Source organism: Acinetobacter sp. CFCC 11171, assembly GCF_003268405.1.
GTDB classification, from domain to species: Bacteria; Pseudomonadota; Gammaproteobacteria; order Pseudomonadales; family Moraxellaceae; genus Acinetobacter; species Acinetobacter amyesii.
The window spans coordinates 1-11,483 of the sequence record NZ_LQXP01000057.1; the positions used below are offsets into that span (position 1 = coordinate 1).

Below are 11,483 nucleotides of genomic sequence, written 5' to 3' on the forward strand. Positions count from 1 at the left end.
CAATAAAAAAACCTGGGCACCAACCCAGGTCTAAAATTTAAAAAACAGATAAATATCAGTGCAATAAACTCATTTTTCTAATTTCGCATAACGTGTATTATGTTAATTTTAGACCTTCTAAATAATTAAATTTGTAAGACTTAGAAAACGCATTCAATAGAGCTTGAATCGATCCGGTTGCAATATCAGTATCAATTGCAATTCCCCAAAATGTATTTCCTTTATAGTCTATACAACGCATATAACTAATAGACCGGCTACCACTATGCTTACCCAAAGTATGTTCTGAATATTCAGCGATAGTCATTTTAAAAGGCCATTTCATATTTAAAGCATTGACTGATGCAGATAACAACCCATTTCCACAGCCTACAAGATTGATAATCTCACCTTTTAACTCAATAGATATTTTAACTTCATAAACATCATCTTTTTTACTTGATTGATAATGTGCAAGTTTAAAATTACTTTCATTAGAGCTGATTCCATATTCTTTTCTAAATACTGTCCAAATTTCAGCATGAGATAACTCTTTTTTATTGTTATCTGTCACCTTTTGCACGATTTGGCTAAAATCTTTTTGTAAGTTTAGGGGTAAATCTATGCCATGATTTTGCTGCAATATCCAAGCGGCACCACTTTTACCAGATTGACTATTTACACGAATTACAGCCTCATAACTGCATCCTAAATCAGCTGGATCTATAGGCAGATATGGAACTTCCCAAAATGAATGATCTTGAGTATTTCTTGCTTTAAAACCTTTTTTAATTGCATCCTGATGACTACCTGAAAAAGCTGTAAATACTAATTCGCCTACATAAGGATGCCGTGGGTGAATCGGAAGTTCATTACATTCTTTCACGATCTCTGCCACTTTCTTGATGTCAGAAAAATCAAGTTCAGGATAAATGCCTTGTGTGTACATATTCAAAGCAATATTCACAAGATCAACGTTTCCTGTACGTTCACCATTACCAAATAAACAGCCCTCAACACGGTCTGCACCTGCAAGCAATGCTAATTCAGCAGTTGCAACGCCTGTCCCCCTATCATTATGGGGGTGCACACTGATACAAACCTGTTCTCGTTTAGTGAAATTTTTACAAAAATATTCAATCTGATCAGCAAAAATGTTTGGTGTACTTACTTCAACGGTAGTGGGCAAATTAATAATCATTGGATTATTAGGACTTGGAGCCCAAACTTCAGCTACGGCTTCACAAATTTCTAACGCAAACTCAATTTCGGTAAAGCAAAAAGTCTCCGGAGAATATTCATAAGTCCATTTGGTTTCTGGATATTGCTCACATAGAGATTTCACCTGTTTTGTTGAAGCAACAGCTAGTTCAATAACTTCCTGTTTAGACTTTTGAAAGACAATTCTGCGGAATACTTCTGCCGTGGCATTGTAAACATGAACAATCGCTTGCTTTGCTCCCATCAGGGACTCAAAGGTTCTTTCAATTAGGTCTGGTCGGGCTTGAGTCATAACCTGGATACAAACATCATTTGGAATCTGATCATGTTCGATTAGGTAACGAACAAAATTAAAATCAGTTTCCGATGCCGCAGGGAACGCAACCTCAATTTGTTTGAATCCACATTCAACAAGCATTTGGAAAAATTTAAGTTTCCTATCGTGATCCATAGGATTGGCCAATGCCTGATTACCGTCTCTTAAATCAGTAGAACACCAAACAGGAGGGTGAGTAATTTTTTTACTTGGCCATGTTCTATCAGTAAAATCAAAAAAATCGAATGGACGATATTTGTTTTGAGGATGAGTTAACATGATGTGCTCCTATGACTTTAATCACATCATCATGAATCATTATTTCTTGTCTTTCTTTCGATTCAAAGACAAATACTATTGAGAAAAAGACATTATTTATATCGATTTTCTCTTTATATATTCAGTGGGTGTCATTCCCATTTGTCTTTTAAACATGTAGGAAAAAGCACTAGGACTTTCATATCCTAAATCTAAAGCAATATTTAATATCGGCTTTCTCATTTCCAAATCAGTTAAGGCTTGCAGTAATTTTGCTTGCTTCAGCCATACACTAAAATTCATATTGAGTTCTTTCTGGAAAAGCCTTGAAAGTGTTTTAGAGTTTAAAGCATGCTGTTCGGCAACCATCTCTAAGTGGTTGGTTGCGGAGAGATCTGCTTTGATGTTTTCACAAATTTCTTTGAGTATCTCTGACTTTGCTTCCGGCAACCGAAATGGAATTTCTTCTAAAAAGCGTAACTCATCTAATATGAGTTCCAGAAGCCGTTCGTTTCTAGTGTGAGGTAAAATTTCTTCTTTTATCTGTACAGCCTGATTAATAAGTTCTGAAAGAAGTTTTGGAATACCAACAACACTACATTGCGTATTGAAATCAGCACGGGCAAAGGGATCAACAAATATTCCTCGAGCCTCAACATTACCAAATATCTTGATTGAATGTCTTTTGTTTTCAGGTATCCAAATACCTTTAGATGGAGGGATGACCCATATTCCTTCTGATGTTCGAACATGAATGACTCCAGAAAGAGTATGTAGTAACTGGATTCTGTCATGTTGATGAGTGCCTTCTACATACCCATCAGTATACGACTGTGCATAAGCATAAACGGGATAATTAAGCTGACCATGAGAATAATGCACTATGAATATCTCTTAAGCTTGAAGAACTATTTTATATGATTGATAAAGAATAAATCATTAAAAGTAATTCCCATTTAACATAATGGGCATTATACGAAATGCCATTTTAAATAGTGTTATATTTCAAAAAGTTATGCTATAAGAAATCGGGGACGCAAACCCGAAAAGCCGACTTGGAAACAAGTCGGCTTTTTTATGCGCAGTTTTGATATATTCTGCCAATAAAATTGATCAATATTTAATCAAATTGTCATTTTTCTCTGGCTTATCAATGCGCCCCATCCCGAAACTATCCCCAATTTCTGCGGACAACTCTTGGGATAAAAATTCACCAATTTTGTACGCTTTGGCTCACACCAATTCCGGCCCTTTGCGCCTATACGATCTGGCTACAATTTCCTATGATGGATTCATCAGGAACAGGAAGTTCCGCACAATAATAAAAATACAGATACGCACAAGGACAGTAAGGTACGACAGGAGTTATACCAAGCGAACCCATACGAAAAAGCCCGACATCTTGTCGGGCTTTTTTATTGCCTGCATTTAAGATCTAATCAGTCTTAGCCAATTCATTTTGGTTGATAAGTTTAATCAGCGCATTTTGAACAAACTCATCAAGTTCAATCCCTTTTTCTTTTATGATGGTTTCTATCTTTGCTAGCGTTTCACTTTCTAATTCGAACTCGATTTCTGCTGATGTTTCCATGAGTAAATCATAGTTATTTTCGACCATCTTTTTAAAGGTTTCTTCTAGATCTTTTGTTGATGGAATATTGAAAGATAAGCGTAATGAGCTATTGATAATTTCAACATGGGTATACCCTAAATATTCAGTACTTTTTCCTACAAATCCTAAGTGCTTCATAAAAAACCTTCAATAAATATAGTAAAGAGCTGTCTAAATTAAGCCAGACTCTCTTTTACAAATTTTAGATCAGCAATAAATAACCGAATAACGCCCATTATGTTAATTTTAGAAAGTCTTCAAGCTCACCTTAAAGAATTAACCTACTAGAGGATGCTCTTTCATTAAATTCTGTATGTCATTTGGGTCATAACAACCACATAAGCCTAGAAGCACTACGTCTGATATCTCATCAATACAACAACCTGAAACGATTTGCATACGTTGATTTTTGTCATATCCAAAAACTGTATATGTCAAATCTTCATCATCAAAATGATCTTTACAGATTGAACAGCAATCAGGGTATTTCTTCAAAACCTTATCAATATCTTTTTGCTGAGTAACAGTAACGCTCATATAACAACTCAAATAACTTTTCTTGGCCATAATTTTACATCTATATTTTTCTGAATATCCTTTTATTTAGCATGATGGGCATTATTCGGAATGAGAGCGGACAACTCTCGTTTTTTGTTATGGAAACTGCTAAAATACAAGTACGCCATTGACGTACAAAGAGTCCATGTTATTTATTGAAACCAGCATCTTTACCAAGCAAATTAAAGACCTTGTATCTGATGAGGAATATCGTCAACTTCAGGAAGATCTTTTGGTACAGCCTGATAGAGGTGATCTAATCAAGAATGGCGGTGGTATTCGCAAAGTACGTTGTGCTCAAGGTAACAAAGGAAAAAGTGGTGGCATTCGGGTGATTTATTATTGGGTCACCGAGGATGATCAGATATTTTTCTTAGTGGCTTATCCAAAATCAGTGAAAGATAATTTAACAGATAAGGAAACAGCCATTCTGCGCCAACTCGTGAAGGAGCAATTTCATGGATAACAACTTATTTGATGACTTGGTTGCTTCAATCAAAGAAGCTGGAGCTATCAAACGTAAAGAAGTTAAAGCAAGTCGAGTTACAGAACTCGAACTACCAGATATTAAAGAAGTACGTGAAAAAACAGGCTTGAGCCAAAATGAGTTTGCTGCACGTCTGCATATTAGTCCTCGTACCCTGCAAAATTGGGAACAGGGACGACGCTATCCAACTGGACCAGCAGCTACATTGATTCGAATTTTAGATGCTCATCCAAGTCTTATTTAAAAAATTACTTAAAAAATGGGAGCTTAAGGCTCCCATTTTTAGATTCGTATAACGTGTATTATGTTAAATAGAGCTTCATCTGTGTTGCTCTCATAAAAGCTTAGCTAAAATACCAAAACCAGAAAGCGACCAACACGCCTAGTGAAAGGACTGAAGCAAACAGGGTGAACCATGAATGTGATTGTGTCCCCCAAAACATACGCTTTGCTAGCCATTTTTTAAGTAGAACACTATTCAGTGTCAGTGCTGTCAAGTGTAGTAATACAGTAGCTAAAAACAGATTTGCGAATAGTTCATGCACTTCTTTTAAACTGTGGCTATGCGTATAGTCTGTTAAAAAGCCTGCCAGTACAGTTAAGGGCATCAGGCAAAAAGCACCCAGTATGCTCAGCTGAAACAGGCTGGAACTGGCTGCTTTTAAAAATGCTGGGGAAAGCCATTGCTGCGGTTGCGCCCAATAGCGCTGCACAAATGGCTTGATCACATTAAATCGACGGCTCGCCCCTGAAGGCTGAGTATGAGCAAATCGAGAAGCAAGAAACTGCCATAAAATTCTTAATATCAGGCTAATACCAAGTGTATAGCCAAACGCCATATGCACTTGATGCCATTCTTCTGCATCCCCCGTGAGATAAGCCCCAGTAAAGCTCAAAATAATGACGATATGCAGAAATCGAATCAGTAAATCTGTAGAAGATGTTGCTGTGTTCTGAGCCATAAAAAACCTTTGTTGACTGTATTTTAGTTGCAGAATAGCGGCTCAAGCTGAGGTGAATATTAAAGAATACAGTCAAAAAAAATGGCGCTCATTAGAGCGCAATTTTAAAATTGGAAGATCATGTGAATATTAATTTTGTCTACAATTAGCTTAATACGGATTATACGAAGCCTGAACATTGGAGTCGGTTTTTTTAATACGTATAACACCCATTATTAAACAAGGTTATTTTAAATGTAATGGATATGCATCAGTAGTGACTTATATTCTCTATTGTCTAGCTCAATTAAGGTTTACAGATAAAATATTTACTATAATCATTCTGATAACAGCAAGGGACTATATTGTGCGCCATTCTTATCATATCGAAAAACATTATATTGAACGGTCAGGGTGGCTACGTGCGGCTGTACTAGGGGCTAATGATGGGATTATTTCTGTAACAAGCCTAGTAGTCGGAATAGCAGCCAGTGGTGCTTCTTCTCAAACATTATTAGTAACATGTGTTGCGGGATTAATTTCTGGGGCGGCTTCAATGGCTGCAGGTGAATATATTTCCGTTAAATCACAACAAGATATTGAAAAAAATGATCTGAAAATGGAGGCACGTGAGTTAAAACTCCATCCTGAACATGAACTGCAGGAACTAAAAAATATTTATATACAACGTGGTTTAGAACCAACTTTAGCTGAAGATGTCGCTAAACAACTAACTATGCATAATTCTTTAGATGCACATGCTCGTGATGAAATTGGCATTTCAGTTCATACCTCTGCCAAGCCATTTCTAGCGGCATCTTCTTCAGCCCTCGCATTTTCTGTAGGTTCATTATTTCCTTTAATTTCAATGATGCTTCTGCCTGAACAATATTTAGATAAAGGTGTCATGCTGATTGGAGTTTTAACTCTCGGAATTATGGGAGCATTGGCGAGTTATGCTGGCGGTGTAAGTATCTGGAGAGGTTCTGTTCGGGTTATGATTTGGGGAATTGTCGCAATGTTATTCAGTGCTTGGATCGGATCACTATTTAATGTTGCTGTGACCTAATATACTTTGTGTATCTGATCACAATATTTTAATCCAATAAATTATTATAGGTTTTGAGTAGTTATTATTCATGAGTTCTCCTAACTTTTAGATACTTATATTACATATGATCTAACCTGATTAGAGGTCAAAACTAAGATACTCAATCATCTGCTTCAAAGATTTTTAAAATTAACATAATACACCTTATACGAAATGACCAGTCTAATAGCTTACCTTTTCCCTAAAAAACAAGAGATTAAAGCAAGTAACAGCAGAGCTTTTGAGATCACTGAATAGTCATCACTAGGAACAACACCGGCATAATAAAAAGCCGTTGTCATCAACCAAAAGCCTAAAAAGAAGAATAGAAACTTAGATTTAAATAAATTTGGAATTTTTCCAAATTTTTCAATCATTTTCTGAGTCGTAATGTCCATCTAAACCTCCTATTTCACAGCATCTTGAACCGCTTTTTTCATATGCAGAATCATGTCTAATGGCGCTGCATTGGCTTCAAGTCCTGATTTAAGACGCTGAACATAATTCAATTTTAAAGGACGATAATAGGGCAAATATTTTTCACCATATTTGGCCTTAAATACCTTCCGTTCCTTCGCCCATAAGGTTCCGACCTGTTTACGTACCCCTCTAAAACCGTAATAATTTTCTAAAATTTTCAAATGTTTCTCAAAATAAGCCTGTTTTTCTTCTTCACTTTTATCAATGCACTGATTCCAACGATTAATCAGCACCTCACCTTGCTTCTGCACCTTGCTATAAGATTCAGATCCAATTCGCCAAGTCCAATCAAACGCATTTTTCTCCCGCCCCTCTAAATCATCTTTGATTGAACGCTTTTGCGTTAATCGCACAAGTTCATAGTTGCCAAATTGAATCGGAGCATCAAAGATATAAGAGAATTTTTCAACACCATCAATATGCTGTTTCAGCGTGCTATTCACTTGGTCAATCGGTATAAGACCATCATAAATTTGAAGACTATCAATATTGCAAAAAAGATAAAATTTCATTGCCAAATAATTTTCGGAATAATTTAAAAAATCAAAGTCTGAACGGGCAAAGTTTTCAGGTTCAGTTTTAGCAATTTTAATTAAATCTTCAGTGAAAACATCATCACGAACAATGTTCGGCTTGATAATTAAGTCAAATGTAGGATGCCCTTTTTTCTTTTGCTTAAATCGCTCTTTTGGAGATAGTGTCAATTGATAACGCTCAGTCCATTTCTCAACAAATTTTATAAACTCTTCGTTATTATAAAACTTCATATTCACTTCAGCAAAAAGGACGCAATTCGACCGGACAATCGCATCTTGCAACTTTTGCATCGCAAGTTTAGAAAGAATTGAAAAATAGATCATAACAGCACCCCAAAAGGAATTATTTCAATCAAAGTAGCCTTTTTTTTGGAATTTAACAATAGAGATTTAAAGTGATTTAATTTTAAATCACAGAATTTAATACATTAAATTTTTTAAAAAATTGATCATAAATTCCTTATTGGGATTTAACAATTTAGTAGTTCCTAGCGATTTGACCCAATCCCTGCAATCTGATAATTTGGATCTAGATATTGCTGTTTTTATTAGGTCTGCCAAACCTTTGTTTTTTAGATATTTTTGTCTGATTCTCAAGGGTTTAGCCAACCTTTCGAGAATCAGCATCTGCCGATTCATCATTACTGCCATTTTGATGAATTACATCGGTGTAGCTGCGTGCGTGAGAAATCTAGCTGGCGCGGCCGCAACGAGGGCTGAGGGGTGTGATTCCCCTTTTCTACTCATTCCATTCGATCTTCTTTTAGGTCGGGGAACTGTAGTTGGGCGACAAGGACACGGGAACTTAGGCGACTAAGTAAACCCTGCCAATTTTGAGAGGTTGAGAGTTTTCAAGGATGGATAAACTCGTTAATAAACCCTACGAGCTGTTAGCGATGACAGACGTATGACCAACAGGTGGGCTTTTGCGGTTACGGTGACGTAACAGGATTGCAAGTCGAAAGATGGCGCAATCGGTACTCAGACTGTAGTTTGGTGAATTTGTCGTGATGACATTCCAAGCTGCAAAGCTGAGATCAATGGATAGCTCAAGCCTGTAATTGCGTGTCAGCCGTTTTAAACGGTCAAACTCGCATTTGGTAGTGAAAGTGCTTTACCTGCTTTGACGATTTGTAAACTGTATTAATGCCCCTAATTTCTTGGAACTACGGGGGGCGGAACATGGAACACAGAGCAAATTCAGCAGATAAGCGATCTACACGTTAAGACAAGGTTGGATAACTTGGGACGCACTCAAGACCGTTTTGAGCATGGCATCTTTGAAATGAAGTGCAGGCAACATGCAAGGTTGTGGTTCGTGAGAATCTTTATGAGTGTTGGAGATCAGATTAGTAGATTCAGGTTGTTATTTAACTTGATATATCAGTTCGAGCGAATAAAAACGTAAGCGCTTCTTTTGGTAAAACAAAAGTTTAGATGAACGAAAGTCTGAGCCGATGGTGGTTGATGTGAAATATCTAAAACAGTGTTTTGCTTGGGATTGGCTTCCCTAACAGATTGGCTTCTGTAATGTAGAACACTGAAAAACAGCAAATTTAATTTTTTTAAAGTTTGGCTACTGAGAAAAAATTAGGCGTTGGCGCGGTAATGGTGATGCACGTTAAAACATCAAAGATTAATAGCCAAAGCTATTCGAGTTCACTCACTCGTAAAATAGAGCCAAAGTCCTGAGCATGACTATAAACTGTTCTCCTATTTCGCTCTCATTTGCGTTTTAAGCACGTTTTTCTATTCAATATAGGTTTTTATTGGTAATCAGTGAAAAATCGCGAATACCCCCTATTTTTTGCGTCTAATCGTTATTACAGAGCGAGTGTCTACAAGCGAACATACAAAAAATCGCGCCTAGACTCTCTGAAAAACAATTTTTTAATATCAAAATCTTAAAAACAGTAAATTACTTGCAGAAAATTGATGTCTAGACCGAGCGAAGCGAGCAAAAAAGCTTTATGAGCGAAGCGAATTCATTCTTGCTTTTGCTTTTTTTCAAATTCACGAAAATATAGGCCAAAAAATTGCCCCTCGAATCGAGCGAAAGCGAGATTCAATAGAGTTTGAGCGTAGCGAAAACATAGGGCAATTTTTCATTCCTTGGGCTTTTAATTATTTTTAATGTTTTTAAATGTTTTTAGATAAGCTGAAAGCGGTTATACAAAAGGGTTTCCTCGGTTATATAGCAACGTTTCCTCGGTTATATAGCAACGTTTCCTCGGTTATATAGCAACGTTTCCTCGGTTATATAGCAACGTTTCCTCGGTATTTGACAACAGATTTTTATTATGTTGTTATAGCAACATAATAAAACCGTTGCTATATAGAACAACATGACAGACTTAGTCGTAAAATCAAATAAACTTGTTCAAGCCTTACAGACTCTAACCTTAAGTGAAACTCGTCTTTTACAGCTTGCTATTGTAGATGCTCGAGAAACAGGACAAGGTTTATCAACTGATGAACCATTAGAACTAAGTGCCATTAGATATGCGAAAGCTTTTAATGTTTCTCCAGATGCTGCTTATTTAGCTTTAATTGAAGCAGAAGACTCACTATTTAAGCGACAATTCACAATTACAAATGAAGATGGAAGTCTAACGAAAAGTCGTTGGATTCAAGATGCAAACTATAGAAAAGGTGAAGGTCGAATTCTCGTTACATTAACGCGTGTAGTTATCGAACATGTCACTAAAATAGATGGGTTTGAACAATATTTCACAAGCTATCATCTACGAAAAACATCTGAATTTAAAAGCGTCTATGCAGTTCGTCTGTACGAATTATTAATGCAGTGGAAATCTATAGGGAAGACCCCTCTTTTTGAATTAAATAAATTCCGTAGCCAATTGGGTATTGGTGTAAACGAATACACCAGAATGGAAGCATTTAAGAGACGTGTACTTGATATTGCTATAGACCAAATTAATGAGTTTTCAGATATCAATCTGAAGTACGAACAGCATAAAAAAGGACGCTCAATTTCAGGTTTTTCATTCAGTTTTAAACAAAAGAAATTAACTCATGAGCATATCGAGAGCAAGAGAGATTCTAATACTTTAGATGCCTTCTCAAAAATGACCGATAAACAACGCCATTTTTTTGCTAATAAACTTTCCGGACTACCAGAGATGGGACGATATTCAGAAGGTACTGAGAGCTATCAGCAATTTGCTTTACGTATCGCTGACATGCTTCAAGACCCCACTAAATTTGAAGAGTTACATCCTTACCTTCAAAAAGTCGGGTTTAAAGCTGCCTAAATTATAGACTTGATCATTTGTCTATTAGACAGTCTAATAGACAATCAATTTTGACAAGTTTAGGCATAGGTTTACAGCATGAAAACCCTTACAGTTCTTGAACTTTCCAAGCTGTACAACATCAATAGACAAACAATTTACAACAACATAAAGAAAGGAATTTTAAGTAAAAATTCTGATAATAAGATTGATCTAGCAGAAGCCATACGCGTTTTTGGGGAACCAGTTAAAAAACAGGATGTAAAAGAACCTGTAAAAATAGACAGTCCAAATTCGGCAGAAGTTTTACTGCTTAGACAACAAATAGACATGCTAAAAAATCAGCTTGATGATGCCAAAGATCGGGAATCTTTCTATCAAAACCAAATTGAAACGATGCAACGTCTATTAGAAGCCCCAAAACCTAATATGACTACGTTTACCGATCAAGAACCAGTGCAACACAGCATGGCCAAAACAGATCCCGAACTGGACACAGCAGAAGCTAAACATGACGGATTGGCTACTCCGGAGCAGACAGAAAATAAGCGTATTCCGGTGCCGGAGCCGGTTGAACCGGAGCAGCCGAAAAGAGGGTGGTTAAGCCGGTTTTTCTTGCCGAATGGCTAAGGGTACTATTCAACTGAGCTAATCAAAGTTGTAAGGATTTGATTAAAGAATAGCCATATTACGTGAAAGATCACAAAAAAAAGCCCGTACAGGGATGTTCGGGCAAAACTAGGGAACTATA

Annotated in this window: 12 protein-coding genes; 5 read left to right on the top strand and 7 right to left on the bottom strand. The window is 36.6% G+C overall.

Annotated features, from left to right (window positions below; translation table 11 throughout):
- Positions 1-97 precede the first annotated feature (97 nt).
- The 4 genes from leuA to AVJ20_RS17175 all read right to left on the bottom strand — a co-directional run bounded on the left by leuA (position 98) and on the right by AVJ20_RS17175 (position 3,923).
- Positions 98-1,795: a 2-isopropylmalate synthase gene (leuA, locus tag AVJ20_RS17160; protein ID WP_111886063.1), complete on the bottom strand. Its 1,698-nt coding sequence runs from the start codon at positions 1,793-1,795 to the stop codon at positions 98-100.
- A 96-nt stretch (positions 1,796-1,891) separates the two neighbouring features.
- The gene (locus tag AVJ20_RS17165; protein WP_111886064.1) at positions 1,892-2,656 is read right to left on the bottom strand and encodes an AraC family transcriptional regulator; all 765 of its coding nucleotides are present in this window, start codon (positions 2,654-2,656) and stop codon (positions 1,892-1,894) included.
- Positions 2,657-3,209: 553 nt separating this feature from the next.
- Positions 3,210-3,524 (bottom strand): hypothetical protein, encoded by a 315-nt coding sequence (locus AVJ20_RS17170; protein ID WP_058971764.1) that lies wholly within the window; start codon positions 3,522-3,524, stop codon positions 3,210-3,212.
- A gap of 138 nt (positions 3,525-3,662) precedes the next feature.
- Entirely contained in the window at positions 3,663-3,923 is a 261-nt protein-coding gene (locus AVJ20_RS17175) for a hypothetical protein (protein ID WP_068976015.1), read from the bottom strand.
- A gap of 166 nt (positions 3,924-4,089) precedes the next feature.
- Here AVJ20_RS17175 and AVJ20_RS17180 point away from each other — a divergent pair, with 166 nt between their 5' ends.
- Together AVJ20_RS17180 and nadS are read left to right on the top strand one after the other, a co-directional pair.
- Entirely contained in the window at positions 4,090-4,410 is a 321-nt protein-coding gene (locus tag AVJ20_RS17180) for a type II toxin-antitoxin system RelE/ParE family toxin (protein WP_058971762.1), read from the top strand.
- Positions 4,403-4,675: a NadS family protein gene (gene nadS, locus AVJ20_RS17185; protein ID WP_000369781.1), complete on the top strand. Its 273-nt coding sequence runs from the start codon at positions 4,403-4,405 to the stop codon at positions 4,673-4,675. The genes AVJ20_RS17180 and nadS overlap by 8 nt, the downstream gene beginning before the upstream one ends.
- 100 nt (positions 4,676-4,775) lie before the next feature.
- Here the strand turns inward: nadS and AVJ20_RS17190 are convergent, their stop codons facing one another.
- Positions 4,776-5,393, bottom strand: coding sequence for a cytochrome b/b6 domain-containing protein (locus AVJ20_RS17190; protein WP_002054947.1), 618 nt, complete (start codon positions 5,391-5,393; stop codon positions 4,776-4,778).
- A 346-nt stretch (positions 5,394-5,739) separates the two neighbouring features.
- On the opposite strand from AVJ20_RS17190, the gene AVJ20_RS17195 reads away from it, so the two are divergent.
- A complete protein-coding gene (locus AVJ20_RS17195; protein ID WP_002058850.1) occupies positions 5,740-6,441 on the top strand; it encodes a VIT1/CCC1 transporter family protein in 702 nt (233 codons plus the stop codon).
- A gap of 212 nt (positions 6,442-6,653) precedes the next feature.
- On the opposite strand, the gene AVJ20_RS17200 is transcribed toward AVJ20_RS17195, so the two are convergent.
- Together AVJ20_RS17200 and AVJ20_RS17205 are read right to left on the bottom strand one after the other, a co-directional pair.
- The gene (locus AVJ20_RS17200) at positions 6,654-6,860 is read right to left on the bottom strand and encodes a hypothetical protein (protein WP_111886065.1); all 207 of its coding nucleotides are present in this window, start codon (positions 6,858-6,860) and stop codon (positions 6,654-6,656) included.
- A gap of 9 nt (positions 6,861-6,869) precedes the next feature.
- Positions 6,870-7,802, bottom strand: coding sequence for a hypothetical protein (locus AVJ20_RS17205; RefSeq protein WP_111886066.1), 933 nt, complete (start codon positions 7,800-7,802; stop codon positions 6,870-6,872).
- Positions 7,803-9,823: 2,021 nt separating this feature from the next.
- On the opposite strand from AVJ20_RS17205, the gene repM reads away from it, so the two are divergent.
- Both repM and AVJ20_RS17225 read left to right on the top strand, forming a co-directional pair.
- Positions 9,824-10,753, top strand: coding sequence for a replication initiation protein RepM (gene repM / locus AVJ20_RS17220; RefSeq protein ID WP_111886068.1), 930 nt, complete (start codon positions 9,824-9,826; stop codon positions 10,751-10,753).
- Positions 10,754-10,831: 78 nt separating this feature from the next.
- The gene (locus AVJ20_RS17225) at positions 10,832-11,362 is read left to right on the top strand and encodes a plasmid replication DNA-binding protein (RefSeq protein ID WP_111886069.1); all 531 of its coding nucleotides are present in this window, start codon (positions 10,832-10,834) and stop codon (positions 11,360-11,362) included.
- Positions 11,363-11,483: the final 121 nt, after the last annotated feature.

Coding starts and splice junctions, on each gene's coding strand:
- AVJ20_RS17180 (WP_058971762.1), top strand. CDS start 4,090: ATGTTATTTATTGAAACCAGCATCTTTACCAAGCAAATTAAAGACCTT.
- AVJ20_RS17190 (WP_002054947.1), bottom strand. CDS start 5,393: ATGGCTCAGAACACAGCAACATCTTCTACAGATTTACTGATTCGATTT.
- AVJ20_RS17225 (WP_111886069.1), top strand. CDS start 10,832: ATGAAAACCCTTACAGTTCTTGAACTTTCCAAGCTGTACAACATCAAT.
- nadS (WP_000369781.1), top strand. CDS start 4,403: ATGGATAACAACTTATTTGATGACTTGGTTGCTTCAATCAAAGAAGCT.
- AVJ20_RS17205 (WP_111886066.1), bottom strand. CDS start 7,802: ATGATCTATTTTTCAATTCTTTCTAAACTTGCGATGCAAAAGTTGCAA.
- AVJ20_RS17170 (WP_058971764.1), bottom strand. CDS start 3,524: ATGAAGCACTTAGGATTTGTAGGAAAAAGTACTGAATATTTAGGGTAT.
- leuA (WP_111886063.1), bottom strand. CDS start 1,795: ATGTTAACTCATCCTCAAAACAAATATCGTCCATTCGATTTTTTTGAT.
- repM (WP_111886068.1), top strand. CDS start 9,824: ATGACAGACTTAGTCGTAAAATCAAATAAACTTGTTCAAGCCTTACAG.
- AVJ20_RS17200 (WP_111886065.1), bottom strand. CDS start 6,860: ATGGACATTACGACTCAGAAAATGATTGAAAAATTTGGAAAAATTCCA.
- AVJ20_RS17175 (WP_068976015.1), bottom strand. CDS start 3,923: ATGAGCGTTACTGTTACTCAGCAAAAAGATATTGATAAGGTTTTGAAG.